At 57.5% G+C, this 23,893-nt stretch carries 23 protein-coding genes, 6 pseudogenes and 1 riboswitch; of the genes and pseudogenes, 7 read left to right on the top strand and 22 right to left on the bottom strand.

Going from position 1 to position 23,893, the window contains the following annotated elements:
* Nucleotides 1–567 precede the first annotated feature (567 nt).
* Nucleotides 568–689: riboswitch (TPP riboswitch) on the top strand.
* A gap of 93 nt (nt 690–782) precedes the next feature.
* A pseudogene (gene thiC, locus ACFQAU_RS22005) lies at nt 783–2,580 on the top strand (phosphomethylpyrimidine synthase ThiC).
* A 373-nt stretch (nt 2,581–2,953) separates the two neighbouring features.
* Here thiC and ACFQAU_RS22000 read toward each other — a convergent pair.
* The 3 genes and pseudogenes from ACFQAU_RS22000 to ACFQAU_RS21990 all read right to left on the bottom strand — a co-directional run.
* Nucleotides 2,954–3,109, bottom strand: a pseudogene (locus ACFQAU_RS22000) (ATP-binding protein); the annotation flags it as partial.
* A gap of 116 nt (nt 3,110–3,225) precedes the next feature.
* The gene (locus ACFQAU_RS21995; RefSeq protein ID WP_132446268.1) at nt 3,226–4,629 is read right to left on the bottom strand and encodes a sensor histidine kinase; all 1,404 of its coding nucleotides are present in this window, start codon (nt 4,627–4,629) and stop codon (nt 3,226–3,228) included.
* A complete protein-coding gene (locus ACFQAU_RS21990; RefSeq protein WP_240791662.1) occupies nt 4,599–5,075 on the bottom strand; it encodes a putative pterin-binding protein in 477 nt (158 codons plus the stop codon). Before ACFQAU_RS21990 ends, ACFQAU_RS21995 begins: the two co-directional genes overlap by 31 nt.
* A gap of 290 nt (nt 5,076–5,365) precedes the next feature.
* On the opposite strand from ACFQAU_RS21990, the gene ACFQAU_RS21985 reads away from it, so the two are divergent.
* Nucleotides 5,366–5,752, top strand: a complete 387-nt coding sequence (locus tag ACFQAU_RS21985) for a hypothetical protein (protein ID WP_165935605.1) — start codon at nt 5,366–5,368, stop codon at nt 5,750–5,752.
* A 551-nt stretch (nt 5,753–6,303) separates the two neighbouring features.
* On the opposite strand, the gene ACFQAU_RS21980 is transcribed toward ACFQAU_RS21985, so the two are convergent.
* The gene (locus ACFQAU_RS21980) at nt 6,304–7,221 is read right to left on the bottom strand and encodes a hydrogen peroxide-inducible genes activator (RefSeq protein WP_132446270.1); all 918 of its coding nucleotides are present in this window, start codon (nt 7,219–7,221) and stop codon (nt 6,304–6,306) included.
* Nucleotides 7,222–7,315: 94 nt separating this feature from the next.
* On the opposite strand from ACFQAU_RS21980, the pseudogene ACFQAU_RS21975 reads away from it, so the two are divergent.
* The 5 genes and pseudogenes from ACFQAU_RS21975 (at nt 7,316) to bioB (ending at nt 11,652) form a co-directional block, all read left to right on the top strand.
* Nucleotides 7,316–8,286 (top strand): annotated as a pseudogene (locus tag ACFQAU_RS21975) (sodium-dependent bicarbonate transport family permease).
* Nucleotides 8,287–8,370: 84 nt separating this feature from the next.
* Nucleotides 8,371–9,060 (top strand): annotated as a pseudogene (locus tag ACFQAU_RS22160) (IS6 family transposase).
* Between the two features lie 260 nt (nt 9,061–9,320).
* On the top strand, nt 9,321–9,968 hold the full coding sequence (locus ACFQAU_RS21965; RefSeq protein ID WP_386285181.1) for a GntR family transcriptional regulator: 648 nt from the start codon (nt 9,321–9,323) through the stop codon (nt 9,966–9,968).
* 102 nt (nt 9,969–10,070) lie between these two features.
* The gene (locus tag ACFQAU_RS21960; protein WP_132446276.1) at nt 10,071–10,628 is read left to right on the top strand and encodes a biotin transporter BioY; all 558 of its coding nucleotides are present in this window, start codon (nt 10,071–10,073) and stop codon (nt 10,626–10,628) included.
* Nucleotides 10,625–11,652 (top strand): annotated as a pseudogene (gene bioB / locus ACFQAU_RS21955) (biotin synthase BioB). The gene ACFQAU_RS21960 and the pseudogene bioB overlap by 4 nt, the downstream one beginning before the upstream one ends.
* Before the next feature lie 176 nt (nt 11,653–11,828).
* Here bioB and ACFQAU_RS21950 read toward each other — a convergent pair.
* From ACFQAU_RS21950 to ACFQAU_RS21865, 18 genes and pseudogenes are all read right to left on the bottom strand, one after another.
* Nucleotides 11,829–12,623: pseudogene (locus tag ACFQAU_RS21950) on the bottom strand (transposase); the annotation flags it as partial.
* 197 nt (nt 12,624–12,820) lie between these two features.
* Nucleotides 12,821–13,117 (bottom strand): SPW repeat domain-containing protein, encoded by a 297-nt coding sequence (locus ACFQAU_RS21945; protein ID WP_386285171.1) that lies wholly within the window; start codon nt 13,115–13,117, stop codon nt 12,821–12,823.
* Nucleotides 13,118–13,145: 28 nt separating this feature from the next.
* Entirely contained in the window at nt 13,146–15,374 is a 2,229-nt protein-coding gene (locus tag ACFQAU_RS21940) for an NAD-dependent epimerase/dehydratase family protein (RefSeq protein ID WP_386285347.1), read from the bottom strand.
* Between the two features lie 218 nt (nt 15,375–15,592).
* Entirely contained in the window at nt 15,593–16,321 is a 729-nt protein-coding gene (locus ACFQAU_RS21935) for a cytochrome c biogenesis CcdA family protein (protein ID WP_132446282.1), read from the bottom strand.
* Complete coding sequence (locus tag ACFQAU_RS21930; protein WP_132446284.1) at nt 16,314–16,793, bottom strand: hypothetical protein; 480 nt, start codon at nt 16,791–16,793, stop codon at nt 16,314–16,316. The genes ACFQAU_RS21935 and ACFQAU_RS21930 overlap by 8 nt, the downstream gene beginning before the upstream one ends.
* Entirely contained in the window at nt 16,790–17,437 is a 648-nt protein-coding gene (locus ACFQAU_RS21925; RefSeq protein WP_132446286.1) for a thioredoxin domain-containing protein, read from the bottom strand. The genes ACFQAU_RS21930 and ACFQAU_RS21925 overlap by 4 nt, the downstream gene beginning before the upstream one ends.
* On the bottom strand, nt 17,434–18,081 hold the full coding sequence (locus ACFQAU_RS21920) for an SCO family protein (RefSeq protein WP_132446288.1): 648 nt from the start codon (nt 18,079–18,081) through the stop codon (nt 17,434–17,436). The genes ACFQAU_RS21925 and ACFQAU_RS21920 overlap by 4 nt, the downstream gene beginning before the upstream one ends.
* A gap of 54 nt (nt 18,082–18,135) precedes the next feature.
* The gene (locus ACFQAU_RS21915; RefSeq protein ID WP_132446290.1) at nt 18,136–18,426 is read right to left on the bottom strand and encodes a hypothetical protein; all 291 of its coding nucleotides are present in this window, start codon (nt 18,424–18,426) and stop codon (nt 18,136–18,138) included.
* A gap of 22 nt (nt 18,427–18,448) precedes the next feature.
* Entirely contained in the window at nt 18,449–18,712 is a 264-nt protein-coding gene (locus ACFQAU_RS21910) for a hypothetical protein (protein WP_132446292.1), read from the bottom strand.
* 8 nt (nt 18,713–18,720) lie between these two features.
* A complete protein-coding gene (locus ACFQAU_RS21905; protein ID WP_132446294.1) occupies nt 18,721–19,236 on the bottom strand; it encodes a TlpA family protein disulfide reductase in 516 nt (171 codons plus the stop codon).
* On the bottom strand, nt 19,233–19,811 hold the full coding sequence (locus ACFQAU_RS21900; protein WP_132446296.1) for a DsbE family thiol:disulfide interchange protein: 579 nt from the start codon (nt 19,809–19,811) through the stop codon (nt 19,233–19,235). Before ACFQAU_RS21900 ends, ACFQAU_RS21905 begins: the two co-directional genes overlap by 4 nt.
* A complete protein-coding gene (locus ACFQAU_RS21895) occupies nt 19,808–20,194 on the bottom strand; it encodes a c-type cytochrome (protein ID WP_386285144.1) in 387 nt (128 codons plus the stop codon). Before ACFQAU_RS21895 ends, ACFQAU_RS21900 begins: the two co-directional genes overlap by 4 nt.
* 85 nt (nt 20,195–20,279) lie before the next feature.
* A complete protein-coding gene (locus tag ACFQAU_RS21890; RefSeq protein ID WP_276321499.1) occupies nt 20,280–20,411 on the bottom strand; it encodes a hypothetical protein in 132 nt (43 codons plus the stop codon).
* Between the two features lie 7 nt (nt 20,412–20,418).
* Nucleotides 20,419–20,913 (bottom strand): DUF411 domain-containing protein, encoded by a 495-nt coding sequence (locus ACFQAU_RS21885; protein WP_132446300.1) that lies wholly within the window; start codon nt 20,911–20,913, stop codon nt 20,419–20,421.
* Nucleotides 20,910–21,857 (bottom strand): beta propeller repeat protein, encoded by a 948-nt coding sequence (locus ACFQAU_RS21880; RefSeq protein ID WP_240791663.1) that lies wholly within the window; start codon nt 21,855–21,857, stop codon nt 20,910–20,912. Before ACFQAU_RS21880 ends, ACFQAU_RS21885 begins: the two co-directional genes overlap by 4 nt.
* Before the next feature lie 98 nt (nt 21,858–21,955).
* Nucleotides 21,956–22,438 (bottom strand): hypothetical protein, encoded by a 483-nt coding sequence (locus ACFQAU_RS21875; RefSeq protein ID WP_240791664.1) that lies wholly within the window; start codon nt 22,436–22,438, stop codon nt 21,956–21,958.
* The gene (locus ACFQAU_RS21870) at nt 22,416–23,384 is read right to left on the bottom strand and encodes a cation diffusion facilitator family transporter (protein ID WP_132446302.1); all 969 of its coding nucleotides are present in this window, start codon (nt 23,382–23,384) and stop codon (nt 22,416–22,418) included. The genes ACFQAU_RS21875 and ACFQAU_RS21870 overlap by 23 nt, the downstream gene beginning before the upstream one ends.
* A gap of 39 nt (nt 23,385–23,423) precedes the next feature.
* Nucleotides 23,424–23,891 (bottom strand): DUF411 domain-containing protein, encoded by a 468-nt coding sequence (locus ACFQAU_RS21865; protein ID WP_132446304.1) that lies wholly within the window; start codon nt 23,889–23,891, stop codon nt 23,424–23,426.
* Nucleotides 23,892–23,893: the final 2 nt, after the last annotated feature.

Here is a 23,893-nt window from a genome sequence, read left to right as displayed (position 1 = left end):
AGAAGGCGGGCTTTCGAGCCCGCCTTTTATTTTAGCTTCGATCATCGCCGATCCCGGTACCGTAAAGGGCGCGACCCGAGCCGCTCGGCCATCTAGCTGACCGTCGCTAGGATGAAAAACCTGCGCTACATAGTTCCGCTTGAACTCGTCCTAAACCGATTGTGCGGCTGAATCCGCGCTTCTACTCGGTTCCCAAATTGCCAAGTAAGTATCTACAAAATCTAAGGACACCTCATTCATCGTCAATTCGATCCACCAGATCCCGGAACTATTGTCACGTTAACTCGCCGACATTTCAAGGTGGCATGCCGAACGTTGATCAAGGGGCTGAATAACCGCGCAGAGAACAGCCATTTGCCTTTCCGAAAGCGAGAGCTTGCAAACTCGGCGAGTTAACGTGACAACACACTTCGGCCGCCCGTCAGAGGCGCCCCACGACGCCAACCATCCGTAAAAGTACCAAAGATCGGAGCGGATATCGGCCAATCAAATGCCTTCAGCAATGGCTTCGCCACTGACGGTACCTTATCGGCTGCCCTTGCTCTTCTGAAATCTATTAGATACGTACATCTTACGCAGGGGAGTCCCAACTGAGGGACTGAGAGGCGACTGACAGCAAGGCTGTAGTGTCGCGACCCTTTGAACCTGACCCAGTTGATACTGGCGTAGGAAGCATTGGTCGCCCCTCCCGAACTGGGTGCGTGGCCAGACAGGGGCATGCGCCCGTTTCCAAGCCAAAAATCGTCTGTGTCTTTTTGAGTTATCAACTTGAGGAGCACGCCATGAATATTCCGAATCCTAAAGTCACAACAGGTGAATTGCCTGCATCGCGCAAAATCTATGTGAAAGGCAGTCTATATCCCGAAATTCGTGTGCCCCTGCGCGAGATTTCGGTTCACCCGACCGCAGGTGAACCGCCGCTGCCAGTCTATGACAGTTCTGGTCCATATACCGATTCAAACCATCTGACCGACATCAGACATGGCTTGCCCGTTTTGCGCCGAAACTGGATCATCAGACGCGGCGACGTCGAATCCTATCAGGGGCGGAACACGCAGGACGCTGATAATGGCTTTGTGCAGGGTGATCGCTTGACACCTGAATTTCCGGTGCAACAGCAACCCTATCGTGCAAAAGAGGGCAAGGCGGTAACGCAACTGGCCTATGCCCGGGCAGGTATTGTCACGCCCGAAATGGAGTTTGTGGCCATTCGCGAAAACCAGTTGCGTGAAGCGGTATCTGCGCCGCGCGATGGCAATGACTTTGGCGCAAACATTCCAGACTATGTAACGCCCGAGTTTGTGCGAGGTGAAATCGCCGCCGGCCGGGCGATTATTCCCGCCAATATCAACCACCCAGAGATTGAACCGATGATTATCGGTCGCAATTTTCTAGTGAAGATCAATGCCAATATGGGCACGTCTGCCGTCACATCTTCGATGGAAGAAGAAGTGGACAAGCTTGTCTGGGCAATCCGCTGGGGGCCGATACGGTCATGGACCTTTCGACCGGTCGCAACATCCATAACACGCGCGAATGGATTATCCGGAACAGCCCTGTGCCCATTGGGACCGTGCCAATTTATCAAGCGCTGGAAAAGGTTAACGGAATTGCCGAGGATCTCACATGGGAGGTCTTCCGCGACACATTGATTGAACAGGCCGAACAGGGGGTGGATTACTTCACCATTCATGCGGGCGTGCGTTTGCATATGGTGCCAATGACGGTGAACCGAGTGACGGGGATTGTGTCGCGCGGGGGGCTATCATGGCAAAATGGTGCCTGCATCACCACAAGGAAAGCTTTCTGTACGAGAATTTCGACGAGATTTGCGATATCTGCCGCGCCTATGATGTATCGTTCAGTCTTGGCGATGGCCTGCGCCCGGGGTCGGTTGCAGACGCCAATGACGAAGCGCAATTTGCTGAGCTCGAAACATTGGGCGAGTTGACGAAGGTCGCTTGGGCCAAGGATTGTCAGGTGATGATTGAAGGGCCGGGCCACGTGGCCATGCACAAGATCAAGGAAAACATGGACAAGCAGCTTGAGTGCTGCCACGAGGCGCCGTTCTACACACTTGGACCACTAACGACCGATATTGCGCCGGGGTATGATCATATCACCTCTGGTATCGGCGCTGCGATGATTGGTTGGTTCGGATGTGCAATGCTGTGTTACGTGACCCCAAAAGAGCATCTTGGCCTGCCAGACCGTGACGATGTCAAAATTGGCGTTGTCACCTACAAAATCGCCGCTCACGCTGCCGATTTGGCCAAAGGGCTGCCCGGTGCACAACGGCGCGACGATGCCTTGTCCCGCGCCCGGTTTGAGTTCCGTTGGGAGGATCAATTCAACCTTTCGCTGGACCCGGAAACCGCGCGTGACTTTCATGATCAAACGCTGCCGAAAGAGGCGCATAAGGTGGCACATTTCTGTTCGATGTGCGGGCCGAAATTCTGCTCCATGCGGATCAGCCATGACATCCGGGCCGAAGCGCACAAAGATGGGATGGAGGCAATGGCTCAAAAGTTCCGCAACGGCGGCAACCTATACATGCCGGTTGATGTGTCTGACGAGTGATAATAACCGCGGGGCAGTCTTGCCGGGCTGGTCTCTGCCATTGAGCTGGCGCGACATGGAGCAGACGTGCGGTTTTTGAGCTCGGCGACAATCGGGGGTCGCGCAGCCTTGCGCGCTTTGCGGGCGGTATGTTGGCGCCTTGGTGCGAAAGCGCAGCGGTTGAACAGCAGGTTATCAAGCTTGGGACAAGGGCGGCGGATTCACGGTCACAGATTACGCTTGTCACGCGGCGCGGAACTCGTGTGCTCGCCCCGCCGCGCGATCGGGGAAAACTTACACGAATTGCCAGGGTGTTGTCACGTTAACGGGCCCGAGGTTACTGGTCCATTGATCTGGGCGTAGGCCGTTTCGATGCAGAGATTGGGGCTTTATGGCGATCGAGTAGCGCTTTCGTCATCTTGGCGTCTCCGAAGACCGATGGCCACTCAGCGAAGTCGAGGTTCGTCACGATGATGGACGTGCGCTCGTAAAGACGACTGACGAGGTAGTACAGCAGCTGGCCGCCGGTCTGTGCGAAGAGGATATAGCCGAATCAGTCGAGGACCAGGAAGCCGAGGCGGCACAAGCGAACCGCAGCTTCCCACGCTCACCGGGAGGCGCGAGGTAAGGCGAAGTGACGCCTTCAGATCATGCTTTTGCTTGGGTTTAGGAGTTTTCGGGTAGGAGATCGAACTCAATCCAAAAGGTTGAGCCCTTTCCTTCAACCGACTTGAACTCGATCTTTCCGCCCAGCAAATCAATCAACTGCTTTGTGATGCTCAAACCCAGGCCGCTGCTCTGAGTGGTGCCCGTGGTGCCCGGATTGACCTGGTGAAAGGGGGTAAAGATCGCATTTTGTCGGTCTATCGGTATTCCTATGCCATGGTCGGTGACCTCTATCCGCACCTTCTGGTCAATTTTTTTCAGGTTTATTTCCACGACATCGCCTGAAGACGTAAACTTTGTAGCGTTTGAAATCAGATTGGCCAGAATCTGACTGACGCGGGCGCTGTCCGTCAGAGCTTTCATCTCCTCGTCCGGTGTGTTCACGCGATAGCTGACGTTGTGTTTGTCACCGTAAGCTTGGCACCCTTCGACAGCTGAAGACACGACTGTATTGAGATCGACAGGTTTGCGTTCCACTTTCACTTTACCCTCTGTCAAAGCCTGCGCGTCCAAAATGTCATTGACCAGCGCCAAGAGCCGATCTCCATTGCGAGATGCGACATCAAGTAGCTTGAGCGCGGCTTCATCCTTCATCGTATCTGCAACTCGGCTTTTCAATAAAGCCAGGCCACCGATGATGGAGGTCAGAGGCGTCCTTAGCTCGTGACTGACGATGCTCATGAAATTCATTTTCATGCGGGCAGCGGATGAAGCTTCCTCAGCAAGATGGCGCATCTCTTGTTCAGCATGCTCGGCGGTTCTTAACTCCAGCATGAGTAAAAGAATGAAGATCCCCAGAAGCCCCAGAATGGTGGCGCTGAGATAGGCCACGGTATGAGACAGAGTGAGGAGAGCCGCCCTAAACTCCGCCATGGCTTCGGATTTTTCTTGCGCGACGGTTAGTAAAAATTCCCGGATAGAGAGATCAAAGCCTTCCAGTGCAAGGAGAATACTTTCCGCTCTTTCGCTGCGTTCTTCGCCAGTAAGACGATCGGTGTTGAGATCTTTGATCGCAGGCTCCAGACGCTTGAAGGTTGCCTCAAGCTCCGGCACCACGTCGGCATTGATTTGGAAGGTTGCGATAAGCTTCGGAAGCTCTCCCTTCTGAAGGATATTAATCCGGCTCCAGGCGATGTCAAATCGCATGGCCACATCGACCGCTGACTTATACCCGAGAGCATACTCGCCGAGGGCATTCTCGAGTCGTAGCAATTCAAACTGCAATTGCGAGGCAACCCACAGAGGGTCACTCTGCTCAGCAGTTTGAATATTCTGGACTCCGTCGTCCAGCTTGGAAAGCACGATAATCCCAAAAATCACTGCGCCGATAAACAATAGCAGGAGCAGGCCGCGGATAAATTTCCTGTAAGGAATTAGTCGACGGAGATGCTCTTGAGCTGCCATACCAACCTATCATTGTAGATCTCGTCATGAAGTTCCGGATTGCCGTCCATCGGGTAGATAACCCAAATCGGTCCCTTGTCACGAACTGACATTGTCTCACCGTTCAATAAGACCGCCAGAATGACGTCATACTCAAACGCGTCCGCAGCTGGCACTTTCGATGAGAAATCGTTGAGCGCGACCATTTTCAGGGTCGCACCTCGCGCAACATCCATCCCTTCAAGAACTGATCGCAGGGCCGGTCCTTGAAAGGTGGTCGCTTCGTCAACGTAGTCATTTTTCGTCACAACGGTCGTCTGCGGCATCGCGAGGATTTCTTCGAGCGTGAAGCTCTCCGTTCTATCCGGCGTCGTAACAGTTAGGATGTCCTGCGCGTAGCCCAAGGTTGGAGCTGCAAGTAGCAAGGCAAGCAGGCCGGTGAGGAAAGTTCTTTTAATTCGCATCATTCAAGCCCTGATTGTGTTGCGCGGTAGAGCCTTTCCTAATGTGATTTCATGTCAATATTTTGTCGACCCGATCAAAATATCTGAACCTCGATCATCAGTGAGGATGGTCAATTTGCGTTGGTCGATTTAGCGCCCCATTCTGGGCCATAAAATTCCATTATCCTCAGCGGATTAGCGCCCATGATATCGCGTCATTTTAGCAGATTTTCGCATCTTTTTCGGGGTTCCGTGGACCTTCTGCGCGACAAACGTAACTAAAGGATCATCGGACACAAATCGGAGAAAATATCATGGTTAAATCGCTTAAAACTTTCGTTCTAACGACCACATTGACTGCCCTAACTGCTGTTCCCCTTGCGACGGGCTTCGTCTTGTCGAGTAGCGATGTGGCTCATGCTCAGGGAAATGGTGGCGGCAACGGTGGCGGAAATGGTGGCGGCAACGGCGGCGGTGAAGGTTCTCCCGGGGCTGAGGGAACAACTGGCAATCCTGGCAATGATCAGGACGTTGGCCGCGCAGGCGAGGCACCTGACGGTGATGAAGATGGATGGGGCGAAGGGGGCCGCGGAAAATCTGACGCAGTCATCGACGATCAGACTGTAGAAGAACCTGAAGAAGACGAAATCGTCGAAGAGCCGGACGAAGAGGAGTCGCTGGACGAGCCCGAAGACCGCTGATCCCATCCTGAATTTTCGGTTGCCTTTTCGAAGCGATGTGGGTCCTATCGGTGGACCTACAGCCGTCATCGCCTCGAAAGAGGGCTGACGACTGTCCCTCCATTAGGCCCGGGCTTTGCCTGGGCCTTTATTGCACTTGAAGCGTGATTCATTCTTTGAGGTCGTCCCGGACCCGTTCACCCGCAGCGCCCCAAAAAAAACGCCCTCAAGGGCGGAGCCTAAGAGCGCAAAGTTTCTGAACTTGAGCAGCAAAAGTGTTGCACGGTATTGCGAATTGCGCAACCTGTACTCCCGCGATACGAGAACATCAGAGCAAAGTCTTTTTCATTCAATGGTTTGGCAACGGCGGACACCGCCGTCGGTTATGCCGTTTTGCTCCCCTTTCGGCATACGAGACCTCGACCCTCAGGAACAAAGTGCAAGACCAGCTTTGCCAATCTACGCAGGAGTCCGAAAAGGCACCGTGATTGCTGGCTTGCTGGAAAAATTGCTTGCAAAACAATATGCTACTCGACGACCCCATCAGCTAAATTGCTGGGCATCACGCTTCGTTAATCTGGTTCCGGCGCTGCCAAATTGAGCGCGGTCGCGGCTTTACGAACGGTGAAAACAAGGCGATCCCGGCTCCGGTCGAAGGACTGATCCCTTGAGAACATAAGGCTGATGCCCCGGTTTGCGTCGGGCATCTCCAGCGGTCGGACGGCGACTTCTTCACGATGCACTGCCTGGCGGCGCGCGAACAAATCGGGCAGGACTGCGACCCCGGCGCCGGTTGCAGCCATGAGCAGGATGGAATCGAGGCTCGTGCCCTCGTAGTCATCGGAAACAATACCGCCACTCGCCCCTGCCAGTCCATAGACGATGCGCGCCAGCCGGTGCCCGGTGTCCAGAGTCAAAAGACGCTGGCCAGTTAGGTCCGCAGATCCAACCCGGTCCTGCGCGGCGATCGGGTGATCCGGTGCCACGGCTACCCATAGCGCTTCGTCAAACAGCGGGTGCTGCCAGGTATTGGGATGATCTTCTGGTGTAGAAATGATGGCGTCAAAACGGCCATTTCGAATCCCTTCGTCAAGACTCAGGGTATTCTCCTCACGGACGATGACCCGGAGATCAGGTTGATCGCTGTGCAACGAGCGCATCACTTGCGGTAGAAGATAGGGGCCAATCGAGGGCAGGACGCCCAGCCGCAATCGTCCGCCGAAAGGCAGCGCCGACGTCATGACGCCGCGCAGGGCCTCTACCTCCGCCAGGATGCGCCGTGCGCGGTGGACGCACTCCAGCCCCTTGGCCGTGGCTTGCGCCCCGTCTCGGCCACGTTTGAAAAGGCGAACACCAAAGTCTGCTTCTACCGCCGCGATCTGGTTCAATAGACTCGGCTGACTGACGTTCAACATCTCGGCGGCCAAGCTGAAGTTGCCCAGCTGATGCACCGCAACGACATATTCTAACTGGCGTAGAGATGGTCGCATCTATAGCCTCAAGCTATTCGGGAACAGGTCAGAAAATATTTAATCTATGCTCTTCGACGCGGCAATGGCGGGGGACATAACTGGAGTTCTCCCGATGACCACCGTCTTCGACACCCTTGCAGGCAACCTAATGGTGCCTACCATTCTCTTTTTGTGCTTGGCCTACTGGCTGCCTTCGTGCGGAGCGATCTATCGATCCCAGAAGGCGCGGCGAAGTTCATGTCGCTTTACCTGCTGCTGGCGATCGGCTTCAAGGGTGGGCACAGCCTCGCCGAACACGGGGTGAGCAGCGAGCTGCTGCTCGCGATAGTAGCAGGGATGGCGCTTTCCTTCCTCATCCCGTTCTTAGCCTTTATGCTGCTGCGGGTGATGACCCGGCTCGACGCCACTAATGCCGCAGCGGTGGCGGGCCATTACGGATCAATCTCCATCGTCACTTTCGTGGCGGCGACGAGCCTGCTTGAGCTATCTGGTGTCGCCTTCGACGGCTACATGGTGGCCGTCGCCGCCAGTATGGAGTTTCCAGCGATCCTCTCGGCGCTGTGGATTGCAGCGCGCCATTCGGGGGCCCGAGATGCCGCCCCTGTCCCGGCGCGGGAATTGTTCGCCAATGGCTCAGTCTTACTGCTGACCGGAGCCTTCGTGATCGGCGCCGTCACGCAGGACAAGGGGATGGAAATGATCGCCCCCTTCGTCGTGACGCCCTTCCTCGGCATCCTGTGCCTCTTTTTGCTGGACATGGGGATCACGGCTGGGCGGAGCCTTACGACCAATCGGCACATGTTGAATGCGGGCCTCTTCTCCTTCGGGCTGGTGATGCCGCTGTCCGGCGCGATGCTCGGCTGGGCTCTTGGCGCTATGATCGGCTTGCAAACCGGGAGCCAGTTCCTGTTGATGGTGTTGGCCGCCTCTGCCTCCTATATCGCTGTGCCGGCAGCGATGCGCATCGCCCTGCCTAAGGCAGAGGCCGGGATTTATCTTACGCTGTCGCTGGGGGTCACCTTCCCATTTAATATCACGGTGGGCTTGCCGCTCTTTCTGTGGCTGGCAAATCTCGGCGCATAAAGTTTGCGAGACAATGGGAGTTGGTGTTGTCACCTTAACGGGCCTGAGGTTGCTGGTTCATTGATCTGGGCGTAGGCGGTGTCGGTGCAGACAGTGGAAATCAACTACAAGCGCCACCGGTTCCCGGCTCAGATCATCCCACATGTTTTCTGGCTCTACGTCCGGTTCAACTTGAGCCTGCGCTAGGTCGAGGAGCTGATGCTGGCACGTGGCGTAGGCGTTTCGTATGAAACGATCCGACGCTAGACCGTCAAGTTCGCCCCCTGATCGCCCACGTTCTACGGCGACGGCAGCCGCGCCCTGGCGACGTATGGCATCTGGACGAGGTCGTCGTGAAGATCGCGGGCCGGTCATACTGGCTGTGGCGCGCGGTTGATCAACACGGCGTCGTTCTTGAGGAAATCCTTCAATCGAGACGAGACAAGTGCGCCGCAAAGCGGCTTTTGGTCAAGCCGATAAAACGCTGGGACTTCGTGCCCAAAAAGATCATTACGGACAAATTGCGATCCTACGACACCGCCAAGCGCGAGGTCGCGCTTGGCCTTGAGCATTGGTCACACAAGGTGCTGAATAACCGCGCAGAAAAAAGCCATTTGCCTTTCCGAAAACGAGAGCGAGTAATGCAGGGCTTCCGGTTACCGGGCGGACTGCAGCGCTTCGTTTCTATGCAGTCCGCAACCCGCAGCTGCATATCTGTCCCAGCCCCCGTCGGACCGCTCTCACCATCAGTTCGAAGCATTCGAGGCGTGGAAATCCGCGGCAAATACCCCTTGATGAATATCCGGCATGCCAACTTGCAAATTCGGCGAGTTAACGTGACAACTCCGTGCAAGGGATTGGGGAACAGACCCTGCCCACGGCGCCGTAGTGTTGGTGATCTCTGAAAAATCACTTACCCGCTGTGGCGTTTGGGCAAGATGGGCCCGCCCCCAAAATAAGCGTTATGGGCGAGTGCAGTTCACTTATGCCTCCCGAGTAGTGTTGCCGACGCGTTCTTCTTGGACAAAAGCAAATATACGAATTATCTATAGTATATGAGTTCAGGTGTTGAAGAGACGCATTCGGCGAGGATCGCCCGGATACTAACGGAACGTATTGTGTTGGGTGAAATCCCTCCCGGCACTCGGCTTCGGCAGGACCACATAGCCGCAGAATTCGGCGCAAGCCATGTTCCAGTGCGCGAAGCTTTCCGGCAATTGCAGACGCAAGGCTTAGCTGAAGCCCTCCCTCGGAGGGGGTTCCGTGTCACGAAGTTCGACTTGGCAGAGCTGCGGGAAGTGGCTGAAATGCGCGCGAGCCTGGAATCCCTTGCCCTCCGTCACGCCGCCCCCAACATTACTAGCAAAACTCTGGAGGAAGCAGAGCATGCTATTCGCCATGGCGAGACCGCCGAAAACGTCCATGACTGGGAAAAAGCAAACCGGCAGTTCCACCGCGTGATCCTTTCGCCGTGCCAAATGCCACGCCTTTTGCGCACGATTGATGACCTTCACATGGCGAGCGCCCGCTTCCTCTTCGCCGCTTGGCGTCGGGAGTGGGAAACGCGCACGGATCACGATCACTTGCGTATCCTTGAGGCGCTGCGAAAGGGGCAGACTGACTTCGCATGCGCAACTCTCAGTCAGCACGTTGGCAGGATTGGGAAGCGGATAGTGTCGAGAAAAATACTTCTGACAAAGTAAGATACAGCTTTTTCGGATAATTATCTATAATCTCAATTGAACGTATGATCATTTCTGTTCTCTATCGTGGAATACCCACTTATCCACCTCGGAGGACACCTCATGTCGTTACTTGCGCTTCAACGTACACATCTTCACCCGGCCTGGCGCCTGCCTGCTCTCGCGCTTCTTGGCGCAACCGCCATCACCATCTCCGCGAAAGTCCAGATCCCCTTTTGGCCTGTGCCAATGACGTTGCATACATTCGCCATTTTTCTTTTGTCAGCCTTACTGGGTCCCCGACTTGGAGTCGCAGCGATGCTGACCTATCTCGGCGCGGGCGCGATGGGCCTACCCGTCTTCTCTGGATCACCGGAGCGAGGAATTGGTTTAGCCTATCTGGCAGGTCCCACAGGAGGTTATCTTTTGGGCTATCTTGTTGCCTCCGGTCTTGTGGGCTGGCTCGCGACGGGGAGCGGGTGGCTTGGCCGCGTGACCGTGATGTTGGCCGCACTTGGGGTGGTCTACGCGGCAGGGCTTGCATGGTTGGCATTTTATGTTCCCAGTTCAATGTTGCTGGCAGCAGGTCTGACACCCTTCCTGTTGGGTGATCTGTTGAAGGTTGCGCTTGCCGCTACCGCAGTCACCGGCGCGAACCACTTGAAAGGGGCTCTGAAATGATCAGAACTGATTGGACCCTGGACGAAGCGAAGGCCCTCTATGAACTTTCGTTCTCGGAATTGACCTACCGGGCGCAGGAAATCCATCGCGAATATTTTGATCCAACCGCGATCGAAACCGCGAGCCTTCTTAGCATTAAGACAGGTGGGTGCCCTGAAGACTGTGGCTATTGCTCACAGTCTGCTCATCACAATACGGGAGTTAAGGCGACCAAGCTTATGGCTCCTGAAGAGGTGCTCGCCGCTGCGGCCCGCGCCAAAGCTGCTGGTGCGCAACGTTTCTGCATGGGCGCTGCTTGGAGAAACCCAAGAGATCGCGACATGGACAAGCTGTGCGAAATGGTCCGGGGGTTTCCGCATTGGGATTGGAGACCTGCATGACACTCGGCATGCTGACATCTGAGCAAGTCGCGCGTTTCAGCGAGGTCGGCCTCAATTTCTACAACCACAACATAGACACATCGCCCGAATACTATCCCGAGATCGCTGCCACCCGCTCGATGGAGGACCGGCTCAACACCGTCGAACGCGTCCGCCAAGGCGGTATCAATGTTTGCAGCGGCGGAATTTTGGGGATGGGTGAAGCGGAAGATGATCGCATTTCCATGCTGGTCACCTTGGCAACGCTGCCGACGCACCCAGGAAGTGTTCCAATCAACCTCTGGAACGAGATCCAAGGAGTTCCGATCCAGAGCCGGGCAGAGAAGGTCGACCCCTTCGATCTGGTCCGAATGATTGCCCTGGCCCGCATCATGATGCCTAAATCTGTGGTTCGTCTATCTGCTGGCCGGACAACCATGAGCGACGAGTTACAGGCCTTGTGCTTTCTGGTGGGAGCGAACTCCATCTTCGTCGGCGATCAACTTTTAACTACCGGCAACCCGTCACCGGGCAGCGATGCTGAATTGCTCAAGAGGCTTGGGATGCATATTGCCAAAGCAGCACCGTCCGAAACCCCGGCTGACAAGAAGCCGCGTAGAGACCCCGAACTTATGATAACAGGGCAAGGCGGAATAGGCAGCTGACAGGTTTGCACTAAGACCGCCAAAGATCACCAATGGGGGTTTGCTTTGGGCGGCAGGGAGGGCAAAACTCAGACGTCTCTGTTACCGACGGAATCGACCGTTTGTTGAACGGTTCACTAGACCAGAAATTGGCGCATATGCAGCGAAAGTTCACTTTGTCGTGATTCTGTGAGAAACTAACGTTTGCGAGCACAGAAATGGCTGCCCAAAATGCGGCGCGAGCGCCTTTCCTGTCGGGCTTTTCGCGTTTGCTGTGGTGCGGGAAAGATCTTGACCAATTTCCGGAGATTTTGGGCGGTTGGGACAAGCAGGAATTCGTCATTTGCACCGCATAGGCCACGTAATCAGAGCCTTCCGGGGCCGAGGATGCGTTTGATGCGTGAAGAGCATCTCAAGCTTCTTCCGGAGCTTCATGGAGATATCGTATTGCTTGGTCTTAGCGATGCCTCGGGCGACCTGGCGGGCGTCTTTTGTTCTTCGCGGGTGATCGATCTGGCGTCTGCGTTCGGGCAGCATTTCGTCCTTGCGGGGCAGGCCTGGCAGGTCAGTTTTAGGGCACGGTATTTGGCTCTACCCTGTCCGGTCGGCCCTCAGTTCGGATCGGAATAGTTCCGCCGGAACTGCTTCAGTTCTTAGCCCTCGGGGCAGATGTATTGATCGTTCTCTGCGTCCCACTCGAAGTCAGCCCGGCTCCAGATGCCGTCGCTGCCGCCAGATTTGTCGAAGACGGGGATGTGCGGGTCAATCTTGCGTTCAACCAGCCAACCCAGCCGGCCCAATGCCATAGGCTGTGTCCACTGCCCGGCAGTGCATCGCGTAGCGATGTCACGAGAGGGGGCGATCAGGCGTTCGGGATGCAGGTCGAACTTTTCTTTGACCCGCTACAACATGGTCTTTGTCGACCCGACCTCGGCTTGCCGGGTGGAGCGGGAGGATTCCACATCCAAGATGACACCATCATCTGTGTCGATTGAATCAGCCCAATGCCTCTTAATCAACCACGAGTTCTTCAACAAAATAGGTCCAAACTAGGCCTTCATTAAGCACGATACGCTGCCCTGCGGATTTCGGGAAAAAGGCATCTGCGAATAAATTGTCGTTCTTTAACCTAAAAGGCGGACCAGATATTTGCCTCGGCTATCGTTTGCGAATTCAGGACGCTTCTACTTCAAACGATATACCGATCCCAACTACCATAGTGCTCCGCACTGCGTTTCCCACGTGGCAAGCTCAGCGCTACCAAAGCGATACCAGAGAGCACACCGATCATGCTGCCCGCAACAGTGCCGCCGCTCAAAACCCATGGCGCCACGATCAGCCATAAACCAAAACCAATGTTCAGGAATCGTAGCGGGCGCGCCACTTCGGCCCAGGCGATAACAGCAGTCGTCAGGACCAATGCGCCAACCAAGTGATCACTGCCCGCAAGCGGCATGGCGTTGCCGAAGATCGCACGCGACAGCATCAAAAACAGGCCGATGGCCGCACTCCCCCTAAGGTCCAAGGGACAGTGACCCCCGCGCACTTTGCCGGGCGATCTCGCGCGGGGGTGTATCGAAACCCATCGTGCCGCCTTTGCTCGATCCCGGCAACGCGTCACCTCGAAAAAACGCGCGCCAGAAAGGGCGCCCGCGTCGGGTGTTCCAGACCATGAACTGCATCATTGCGACGATCTCATCCAAAGAGAACGGGATCATGATCAGCATCGCGGCCGCGGCGAGTAGACAGATTGTGCAATAGGTTCCGATTGCGATGGGCTGGATGATAATGAAATAGATGCTGATCACCCCTAGCGGGCCTACCACAATGCCAAAAAGCGCGACCATCCATGGCATCGTGCGCCAGCGCATACGGCTACCCATAACCCCCATGAGGATCTCGAACATATAGCTCATCGCACCCAAGCCGCCGTCGGCGATGGGCCAGGCCTTGGAGACATCAGAGGTGACGATATATTCGCTGCCGTTGAGGTTAGATGGAGAGGAAAAGAACGGCTCCCGAATTCCATCGACATGCCCCAGTTGGTAGGCCGAGAGAATGCGCGACAGCAGGAAACCAACCACCCCGAGCGCAATAATTGGCAGGCGCTGGACGTAAGTTGAAGGGCAATATGTCCACCCCGGCGGGATGTCTCCATCGTCCATCATGCCCTCGCGCGCCATGCCGGGCATCATCGGGATCAGGATCGTCAGGGCGATCACCAGCGCGCCGATCAGAGTGTCATTGGCATAGACCGCAGGGTCAGGCGTCCAGAACACCAAGGGCGCGGCAAGCAGCCAGACTCCAAGCGCCGCGTTTGCCCATTGCGCCCAACCGTTGCCGGGCTTCATCGAGAAAAAGGCCAGCGCGGTGATGGCCAGACCGGTAAAGACATTGTTCCACGCCGTCAGCCAACTGCGCATTGAAGCCGCCCAGAGACCGCGATCTTCCGTAACGCGCTGCACGGCGGCACTGAACTCGGTCTGGTCAAATGTGCCGAACACCGAGGGCGCGGTGGCGAGCCAGAGGCCAAGTGTCGCAACCAGCCAATGCACCCAGAGCATCTGAAAATGCATCGTGCGCATGTGGTTGTCATGCTCGCGCGCAGCGCTTTGCTGTTCGGCGACACTCTCGTCTTTCTCTTCGGCGGCGGCCTTTTCTGTCGCCTGTTCCACCTTGGCCGCAGAAACCCGTGCGGCGTTCAAGCCGTTGTCCTTATACCAGTGATACGGATCGTCTTTCAGCTTTTGCAGCATGAGGGGCATGTCGTGACGCAGGCTGTGCTTCGGGGTCCAACCCAAATGCTCCTTAGCCTGTGACAGATCAAGCTCGTAGTGATCGCTTGAAATATCCACCATCCACGCGCGGATAAAGGCGTCCTCGCCAAAAATGCGGTTCTCGGCCCATGCCCCCAGTTTCGCGGCGGCAGGCGGGACATTCCATGTCACCCAATCTTCGCCATGCAACTCGCGCCCGATCAACCGCTGCAACTCGCCAAAGGGGATCGGGTCAGCTTCGCCTAATAGCACTGGGAAAACATCCGGCAGGGTCTGGCGGCGGTCGACGATGCGTTCAAGGGCATCGAGCAGATCGTCGAGATGTAAAAACGCCTGACCCCGGGACAGATCACCGGGGTAGACCTTTCCACTCAGCCGTTTTTCGTAAATGCGGGATATTTGATGGGCCAGGAAGGTCGAATGTCCGTCATCATCGTAGATACCGGCGGGTCGTATAAGGACAAGTTTCTCGTCGCCATTCTCCTCCCGCAACATCGACTCTGTGCGAATTTTCGAGGCGCGGTAGGGCAGCTTAGGGTCAAAGGGCGCGTCTTCGTCTATAGGGTCGCCGGGCGCGGTGGGTGCGTGTGCCAGCATCGTCGAGGTGAAAATGAATTGCTCCAACTCGAAGTCTTGGAGGCCTTTCAGCAGCCGTTTGCTTCCTTCCAACGTCACCGCGTCATAGGCGGGGTCATCCTCTCCACTCAGATCGAAGAACGCCGCAAGATGGACGCAGGCCGCGATACGGTCTCCGTAGGCCAACCGCAGTCGCGCCAAGGCTTTATCAACGCTGCCCGGGTCAGTTATGTCGAAACAAATGCATTCAGCCTGATGGGGCGGATGCGGGGGCGAACTGCGGTCTAACCCGACAACGCGGTAATTTTCGTGCAATCTCTTAACGACCGCCGCGCCGAGATAGCCGCTTGATCCGGTCACGACGACGACTGGCTTATCCGACGTTTCCATAGCTCGCCTCTCGCCTTACCTGCGCAGATATTTAACCAATGCCGCGATCACCAAAACCAAAAGCACGATAACCAGAAGCCAGCCGACCCCCATGCCAAACATCATGCCACCGCCCATCATATCACCGTCCATCATCGCTTTTCTCCTTACTGCACACCTCAGAAACGAGGCTATACAGTCTCAACCAACCTCCTCCGCTGGAAGGTTCCGACTTAGCTTCACCCGATTGCGCCCAGGATTGGGAAGGTTTCCAATAGCCACCAAGAAAAAGCGCTAAGCTGACCCGTCATCATCCCGATTCCCATGAGGACCATGACCGCGCCCGCCACTTGATGCAGACGCCGTCCGACCGCACCAAGCGTCCGCAAGCGCGCTGCAACCTGATCGGTAAAAGCGGCCACGATCAGAAACGGCACGCCAAGACCTGCCGAATAGACCCCCAACAGCCAGACGCCTTCTGATATTGTGGCGCTTGCTGCACTGGCCGTCAGGATCGCGCCAAGGATCGGTCCGATACAGGGGGTCCAACCAAAGCCGAAGGCAAGGCCCAGTACGTAGGCCGCCACCGGCTGCCCGCCGGGAAGGTCGAGGTTGAACCGCAGGTCACGCTCCATTGTTTGAATGCGCGCGGCCCCCAGCATGAACAACCCAAAGAGGATCACAACCCCGCCCCCGATCAGGTTCAACTCCAACCGCCAGCGCAAGAGCGCCTGCCCCAATGCTGTGGCCGACGCACCGAGCGCCATAAAGATCGTTGAGAAGCCCAGCACGAAGCAGAAGCTTAGCCAGACCGCTTGGCTCTGACCGCGCTCCGCGCCCGTGGCACCAGTGCGCCCGGCGATATAGGAGACGTAGCCCGGCACCAGTGGCAAGACACAGGGTGAGACAAAGGAGATCGTCCCGGCCAGGAAGGCGGCAATCACCCCGAGAGAGGAGACATCAAGCACCCGGCGCCCCCTTCCCCTTTGATAAGCGCCTGAGCGCACCGAAGTAAGCTGCGAAAGGCACGATGAGCCATTGCAGCATCGGCGTTAGGCCCGCGTCGATGAACGGGATGACTGGCATGATCTCGCGGTAGGCCCAAGCCTCGCGGACCTCAATATTTAGCCATTCGCTAAAGACCGTGTAGCCAAATCCGATCGCAAGCATCGCGCCAAAAACGGGATAGACCCGCGCCTGCGGCCATGTGCCTGTGCCAAAGAGAAACAGTGCGAGCAGAAGGCTGCTCATGGCGATCAGTAGATCGCCTCCGGTGCAATGGACCACGGCAAAGACGATCTCGCCCCATGTGCCCTCAACCCAAATCGTGTAGAGCGGAATATGGGCAACCTCCCAAAGAAGGTGCCCCAACAGCGTGAACAACGCAAAGCGGCGCAGGGCGGGGAGCCAATGCGGCGTGTCCAAACTTTGGCTTGTCATTGAAACCATCCCGTTATGCGTTGCCAAAAACCGGGTTCGGCATGGGGCCGCAGATGCGTCAGCCCGTTGATGTAAAGCACGAGGTTCGTCGGCTTAAAGTCTGCGCCGTGAAATATGCCAACCTGCGCGCCCTCACGGTTGAGCAAATGCACCATCGGGGCTTCTTCGTTCCGGACACTTACAGAGGCGAAGGCATTCACCGTGCCCCCAAGGCGGTCGGCGTCGAACAACTGGGCAGACGTCCAGTTCTGCTCTGCCGGGGGAGCAGAGGCCGTATCGCGCAGGGTAACAAAGACGACCATCTCGCGCATCGCGCTGGCATTAAGCGCGGAGAGCGTCTTAGCAAGTTGTTCCTGCTGCGCATCACAGGGGCTGCCGCAAGTATCAGGGGCAAAACTAAGCACCGTGATCTTGCCCCTCATCGCGCCCAGAGACCCCGTGGCCCCATCTGGCTCCGCCCATTCCACCTCCGGCACCTCTCGCGCCGCAATGGGTTCAAACGCGGCTTCCTTACCCACCATCGCTTGGTTCAGATTCTCCCCGGGGTGGTTCGCAAAAGCGGGCGTAACAGTCAGCAGGATCACGGCACATATGCGCGCGGCCTGCGACACGAGGCGGGGTCGCGATGGGAATTTCAGTGTCATTGGTTTCTCTTCTCTTTCGCGATCCGCATAGAAATTTGTTCAGCCATTTCTTCGGCCGGCTGCGCGCTTTCGAGAAAGACAGCATCGAACCGACCGTCAGGGGCCATCAGGTAAATGTGACCCGCGTGAGCCATGGCGTAGCCGTCAGCCGCGTCCTCGTCCGAGAGTTTCTCATGGTAGACCTTGAAGGCATCCGCAGTCGCAGCCACCTGCGCTTTGTTCCCCGTCAGCCCGATCAACTGGGGATGGAAGTTCGCAACATAGTCTTTGAGAACCTCGGGTGTGTCGCGTTCTGGGTCCAAAGTCACAAACAGCGGGGCGACCTGATCTGCGTCAGGTCCAAGCAAGTCGAGCACGCTGCCCATATAGGCCAACGTGGTTGGGCAGATGTCGGGGCAATGGGTGAAGCCGAAGAATACAAGCTGCCAGCGACCTTTGTAATCGTCCTGCGTGACAGTCTGGCCGTCGTGGTTAATTAACGTGAACTCGGAACGAATATCCGCATCGCCGCGATAGACGGCCTGATGCGAGGGGATATGGCCGGGGCGCATAACCGCGAAACCTGCAACGACAACGGCAGCGGCAATTGCTGTGGCCCATAGGATTATGCGAAGCCGACGATGGGTCGTGGTGATCTTGGTCATAGTATGTCTTTCACTGGTGGTTCGCCCGCCCCCTGGACGAGCGAACCAAGGGCGTCAGCCTTTTTGATCTTCGGTATGGGGCGTTTCCATGTGCTCTTTCATGGACTGCATCATCTCGTTGCAGGTCTCCATCATCGGCCCCATCTCGGCCATCATCTTCATCATGGGCATCATCCCTTCCATGCCTTCCATGCCCTTCATGTCAGCCATGTCGCCTTGCATGTGCTGGCCATCGGCCATCGGCATATCCCCGGCCTCGGGTTTAGCCTCCTGCGCCCGAGCGATAGTGGCGACAAGCAGCAAACCGGTCAGAGCTGCGGTGGTAAGTTTCACTGTATAGGTCATGTTAGTTCCTTTCGATTGAGGTTTAGTCTGTCGAGGTGTCCGATCTTGCCACCGGATCGTTTTTGGCGCAGCTTGAGCTGCCGCGCATGCACAGCCCCAAAGCGCACATGGCGGCACAAGGGGCGAGGCTGAGGAGCAAGGGCGCAGCCCCTACGGCGGTCAGCCATTCCCAATTCAGCGCGGCGCCCCCGCCAATGGCGGCAAAGCCCGTCAGCATGAGGGTTTGGCGCCGCGCGGGCATAGGGATCGCGAATGAGGGCCGGTTTGCTTTTGAGAGTTGGGTCACTGTCGGGTTCATCCTTCTGTGATGACGCGTTGGATTTGGGAAATGGCCGCCGGGCTGTCCCACGCGGCGGGGCCGACCTTGCGGGCAACCTCGCGGCCTTGGGGGTTAACCAGCAGCGTCGTGGGCAGGCCGACAACGCCAAAGGCCATCATCCCCCGCAACTGGTCTGCCAGATAAAGGTCGAGATGCGTGATGCCGATCTCTGCATAGAAGGCGCGCACAGCGTCGAACCCGCCCTTGTCGATTGAGAGCGCGAGAACGTGAAACTCCGCCCCGCCCAACCGCGCTTGCAACCTGTCGAGGGTCGGCATCTCATGGCGGCAGGGCGCGCACCATGTCGCCCAGATGTTGAGCAAAAGCGTCCGGCCACGAAAGTCCGCCAAAGTCAGGCTCCGTCCTGCTCCATCCGTGATGGACGGCGACAGCATTGGCAGAGGCTTTGGATGCTCCGCCATCAGGGTCCGCGCCGCGGCAGGCGTGGCTCCAAGCGCCAGTGCCCCGCCCAGGAAACCGCGCCGCTTCACGCCCCCTGCTCCTGTTGCAGACGACGCACCAGTGGAAGAATGTCGTTCTCCAGAGACTGACGGTCAAATGGACCGACATGTTTGTAAGCGATGCGCCCTTCGGCATCGATAACAAAGGTTTCCGGCACGCCATAGACGCCCCAGTCGATCGAGGTCCGGCCAGAGTTGTCGGCGCCGATCCGGTCATAGGGGTCGCCAAGCTCAGCGAGGAATCTTCGGGCGGCAGCGGGCTTGTCCTTGAGGTTGATACCGTGGATCGGCACGCTTTTAGTTTGGGCCAGTTCCACCAGCAGCGGCATCTCAACCCGGCATGGCACGCACCAAGAAGCCCAGACGTTTACCAGTGAAACTTCGCCACGCAGATCAGCCGCAGACAAGCCGTTCTCGCGTCCGTCGATGGGGGGCAGATCGAACTCCGGGATGTCCCGGTCGATCATTGTGCTGGGAAGGCTGTCTTCATTGTTGAAAAGCCCCCACAGGAAGGCCGCTGCGATTGCCGCGAAGACCGTCACAGGAAGTGCGGCGATCAACACTGACCATCGCGGCTTGCGGACATTTCGCTCTATACGGCTCATGATCCCTCCTCGCTCCTGGAGGTAATCTCGGCTTGATAGTCCCGTTCCCGCTCGGGCCAAGTGTTCTTGATATAGCCGAGGATCGCCGCGATCTCGGCATCACTTAAAATGCCGTCAAACACCGGCATGTCGCTTTCATAACCGGGCACGACCGAGGCCAGCCCGTTCTTGGTAGTGTCGAAAAGCTGCTGATCGGCATGGTGCCACGTATGGCCCGTTTCATCATGCGGCGGCGCGGGCATGCGGCCATTGTCAAGCCGCCTGCGCCAGTCCGGTTGGCCCTCGAGGTCTGCACCGTGGCAGGAGGCGCAGTTCTCCGCATAGAGTTGAGCACCCTTATCTATCATCTCCGCATCCACAGGCATGCCAAGCACGGCGAGCACCGGGGGCTGTCCTCCTTTCCCCCGGCCCAGACAGCGACTGCCGCCGCCCCTGCAATGCCGATAGTGGCGCTCATAACCATCCGGTTCATGCGGGCCGCCGCAGGTATTTGATCAATGCCAGCACACCCAGCACCAGCACCGCCAGCATCAAGAGGAACAACAAACCACAGCCAATCATCATTGCGACGGACATCGGCCCGTTCATCATTTCCATCATTTCAACCTCATTCATTCGAATAGACGGCCACGCCGTCCTTGCCGAAAGCATAGGTCTTGAGCGTGCCGCTCTTACCTGCCATGCCGGGCGCGTTCTGGGGCATACCGGGCAGCGTGATGCCGGTGATCTCGGGGCGCTCGGATGTCAGGCGCTGGATAATCTCAACAGGCACCAGACCGCTGACGTAGTAGCCATCGACCTCTGCAAGGTGGCACCCCAGCCCCTGCTCCGGCACGCCGACCTCAACCGAGCGTTTGTCAAAATCCCGGTCGTCAATGCGGATGACGTGATAGCCGTTCTCTTCGGCATAATCGGCATAGGCATCGCAGCAGCCACAGGACGGGTCGCGCCAGATGGTCATTTGGCGATCTGCCGGGACGGTGCTGGCTACGGTGTCGGCGGGTGCCGTTTTGTCGCTTTCAGCCATACCAAAGGTGGCGAAACCGATGATTCCGGCGGCGGTCAGGGCAGCGGCCGCGCCGAGGGTGTATCTACTGTTCATGTCTGGTCTCCTTGAGGGATGTTGAGGGGATCAAAGGTCAGGCCACCATCGCGGCTGACCGAAAGGGTGCCGTCGCGAAGGGTGGCAAGATGCTGAGGGTCGGCAGGATCGACAGCCAGTGCGTCGATCTTTCCCGCCGCTGCGCGCGTCCAATTCACACCCGCGTCGGGCGAGGCCCAAAGGCCAGTCGCCAAGCCAGCGTAGAGCCGTTCAGGCGCTTTGGGGGAGAGTGCCAGATGAGTGATCGGCTGGCCCTCGGGCAGAGGTTTGGCAGGCGGCGGCGTTTTGCCCGCAGCCAGCGCATCCATCGCGTCGCCCGCGGTCACATCCTGCCAGCGGCAAAAGCAATCCGGCACGCGGGTCAGCCCGGCGTCGGTCCCGGCATAGAGCCAGATGCCGCCCATGCCAGTCGGATTGCCCACCGAGACGAGCGTTAACACCTCACGTTCGGCCCCATCGAGATAGGGCCGGTCCATGACGAATTCCCAGCTTTCGCCCGCGTCTTGGCTGCGCCAAAGCCCGTCGCCCGCAAGGGCGGCATAGAGCATATCTGGCTCAAGCGCGGCCTGGGTGAGCGCGGTGACGCGGGTTGCAGGCAAGCCCGTGCTGGCGTCTGCCCATGTGCGCCCCCCATCCCGGCTGCGCATAAGGCCGACAGGATCAACTGCCGCGAACAAAGTGCCCGGAGTCTCTGGATGGCTGGTGATCGCGGTGATTAATCGCTCCAACGACACATGCTGGATGTCGCTTGGGGCGGACACGCGCCAAAGCTTGCGCTTTGAAGCCACAACAAGTGCATCGCCGTCATAATGAAGGGCGCGGACCGCCGCCCCCGTTGTCGTTGCGAGGGAGACATGAGGTAGGATCAGCGCAGAACCAACTGCCGCAAGCCCGCCGGACAGCACACGCCTGCGCGATATATCGCGCGGTGGATAAATAGACATAAAGGTTGTTCCCGAAAGTGACGGATAAGGTCGAACGCGCCGTTGCCAAAAGGCATCAAGCGTCGCGAGACTGGGCCGTCACCCTTCGGTGCGGCCGGTCAACTTAGGGAGGTGGTTCGCGGCGGGTTCGGGTCGGACCCGAGGTTGACCCCAGCGAGGCCAAGATCACCCGGCACAGGCGCGAAGAAACGCTGCACGCTCTCGGGTTGCGACTGAAGCATCTGCGAGTTCAGCAAGAGGGGTGCCGTGCAATCAATGTCACACACCACCTCACCCTGATCTTCTTGCAAACAAGCTGTACAGGTATCGTCCTCTTCCATCGTCGCGGATGAAATGACACCTGACATATGCAAGGACATGTTCGCCGCCGCCAAATCATGCGCCAATACGCCCGTCAAAAGAACGAGCGAGAGGCAGAATGTGGCAAGGCGAAGCAGGATGCGCATAGCTGAGATATAGGAACCCGATGCGGTGCTGTCGATCCCCTCACCAGAAAGTGAGGTGAGCGATCCGTCGCAGGCCCGCAGATCGGCAAGACACAGCGCATCGCGTTGAGCCTCAGCAGTCGTGCGACGCCCCATCGCTGTGCTCAGCGTCGTTGCCAGCGCGCGCCGGGCCGCCCTCATGCCCAAACAACGCGGCATCCTGATGGGCATTCGCAGAGGTTTCAAACTCAAGGCTTGAATGGGTGATGCCAAAGTCATCTGCGAGCATTTTCTTGACAGCCTGCTTCACAGCATCAAGGTCCGTCCAATCTTGCCCCTCCAACACGACATGGCAATCAAGCGCCACCTCATGCTCTTGCATCTGCCAAAGATGAACATGGTGCACGTCCCTGACGCCGTCGACCTTGGCCATTGCCTCCACCACAGCGCCCGCATCCATGTCAGGCGGGCTGCCCAACATCAGCATACGGATCGGGCCGCCGATTTCAGTAAGTGCCAGATAGAGGATATAAAGCGCGATACCGATGGTGATCGCCGGATCAACCCAACGCAGATCGTAAAGGATGATGAGCGTGCCGCCGATAATCACCGCGACCGAGGCCAGCGCGTCTGACAGGTTATGCAAGAACAATGCTCTGATATTCACGCTGCCCTTCTGCATCGAATAGGTCAGCAGCGCCGTCAGCGTATCGACCACAAGAGCGACGGCGCCCAGAATGACTACAGTCCAACCCGCCACCTGAGGCGGATCAATCATGCGCATTCCGCCCTCGTAGATCAGATAAACCCCGACAAGAATAAGCGTGGTGTAGTTGATCAAGGCGGCAACGATTTCAATCCGGCCATAGCCAAAGGTCATCCGCGCATCTGCCGGGCGCCGTGCGACCTTGCGGGCGACAAAGGCAATGACCAATGAGGCCATGTCCGAAAAGTTGTGCAGCGCGTCGGCGATAAGGGCGAGCGACCCTGCAAAGACACCGCCCACGATCTGCGCCACCGTGAGAAGCGCATTCGCCCAGATGGCCAGTGATACTCTGCGGTCCCCGCTTTCGGGGTCAATATGGGCGTGATCATGTGCCATGTGTGCTTCCTACCGGTTTGAGGCCCAATCCGCTGCGTTTTAGGCTGCCTCGTAGCTTGTGAAGACCTCGCTGCTGCCATCATGGGCAATCAGATAGACGTCATATGCATCGCGTTCGTTCTCCGGTCCCATCCCCGGCGAGCCATAGGGCATCCCCGGCACGGCGAGACCGATGGCATCTGGGCGCTCGGCCAGCAGTTTACGGATGTCGGCGGGTGGGACGTGACCTTCGATCATATAGCCCTCGATCTTTCCAGTGTGGCAGGAGGCCATACTTTGCGGGATGCCGTTGTCCTGCTTGTATTTGATCAAGAGCGTTCCCAAGCTGCGTTCCGTCCTCACGGCAAAACCCTCGTTCTCCAGAATCTCGATCCACGCCGAACAGCAGCCGCAGTTGGGATCTTTCATCACGTGGATGGCGGGTTTTTCTTCGGCCCATGCCGCGAATGGTGCGGCGGCGGCAAAGCTGGCGGAACAGGCCAGCAGGCTGCGTCGTGTGAGGGTCATAG

The organism is Sulfitobacter profundi (genome assembly GCF_042661425.1).
Lineage (GTDB): Bacteria > Pseudomonadota > Alphaproteobacteria > Rhodobacterales > Rhodobacteraceae > Sulfitobacter > Sulfitobacter profundi.
This window is presented reverse-complemented; position numbering and strand designations above follow the sequence as displayed.

Excerpts from the sequence above, each read along its gene's own strand:
- ACFQAU_RS21875 (WP_240791664.1), bottom strand. The coding sequence starts at position 22,438 with ATGGGGCGTCGCACGACTGCTGAGGCTCAACGCGATGCGCTGTGTCTT.
- ACFQAU_RS21920 (WP_132446288.1), bottom strand. The coding sequence starts at position 18,081 with ATGACCAAGATCACCACGACCCATCGTCGGCTTCGCATAATCCTATGG.
- ACFQAU_RS21915 (WP_132446290.1), bottom strand. The coding sequence starts at position 18,426 with ATGACCTATACAGTGAAACTTACCACCGCAGCTCTGACCGGTTTGCTG.
- ACFQAU_RS21995 (WP_132446268.1), bottom strand. The coding sequence starts at position 4,629 with ATGGCAGCTCAAGAGCATCTCCGTCGACTAATTCCTTACAGGAAATTT.
- ACFQAU_RS21925 (WP_132446286.1), bottom strand. The coding sequence starts at position 17,437 with ATGACACTGAAATTCCCATCGCGACCCCGCCTCGTGTCGCAGGCCGCG.
- ACFQAU_RS21960 (WP_132446276.1), top strand. The coding sequence starts at position 10,071 with ATGTCGTTACTTGCGCTTCAACGTACACATCTTCACCCGGCCTGGCGC.
- ACFQAU_RS21985 (WP_165935605.1), top strand. The coding sequence starts at position 5,366 with ATGGTTAAATCGCTTAAAACTTTCGTTCTAACGACCACATTGACTGCC.
- ACFQAU_RS21945 (WP_386285171.1), bottom strand. The coding sequence starts at position 13,117 with ATGCTGTCGCGTGCGATCTTCGGCAACGCCATGCCGCTTGCGGGCAGT.
- ACFQAU_RS21990 (WP_240791662.1), bottom strand. The coding sequence starts at position 5,075 with ATGATGCGAATTAAAAGAACTTTCCTCACCGGCCTGCTTGCCTTGCTA.
- ACFQAU_RS21870 (WP_132446302.1), bottom strand. The coding sequence starts at position 23,384 with ATGGCACATGATCACGCCCATATTGACCCCGAAAGCGGGGACCGCAGA.
- ACFQAU_RS21890 (WP_276321499.1), bottom strand. The coding sequence starts at position 20,411 with ATGATGGAAATGATGAACGGGCCGATGTCCGTCGCAATGATGATTGGC.
- ACFQAU_RS21965 (WP_386285181.1), top strand. The coding sequence starts at position 9,321 with ATGAGTTCAGGTGTTGAAGAGACGCATTCGGCGAGGATCGCCCGGATA.
- ACFQAU_RS21930 (WP_132446284.1), bottom strand. The coding sequence starts at position 16,793 with ATGACAAGCCAAAGTTTGGACACGCCGCATTGGCTCCCCGCCCTGCGC.
- ACFQAU_RS21900 (WP_132446296.1), bottom strand. The coding sequence starts at position 19,811 with ATGAGCCGTATAGAGCGAAATGTCCGCAAGCCGCGATGGTCAGTGTTG.
- ACFQAU_RS21880 (WP_240791663.1), bottom strand. The coding sequence starts at position 21,857 with ATGTCTATTTATCCACCGCGCGATATATCGCGCAGGCGTGTGCTGTCC.
- ACFQAU_RS21940 (WP_386285347.1), bottom strand. The coding sequence starts at position 15,374 with ATGGAAACGTCGGATAAGCCAGTCGTCGTCGTGACCGGATCAAGCGGC.
- ACFQAU_RS21865 (WP_132446304.1), bottom strand. The coding sequence starts at position 23,891 with ATGACCCTCACACGACGCAGCCTGCTGGCCTGTTCCGCCAGCTTTGCC.
- ACFQAU_RS21885 (WP_132446300.1), bottom strand. The coding sequence starts at position 20,913 with ATGAACAGTAGATACACCCTCGGCGCGGCCGCTGCCCTGACCGCCGCC.
- ACFQAU_RS21980 (WP_132446270.1), bottom strand. The coding sequence starts at position 7,221 with ATGCGACCATCTCTACGCCAGTTAGAATATGTCGTTGCGGTGCATCAG.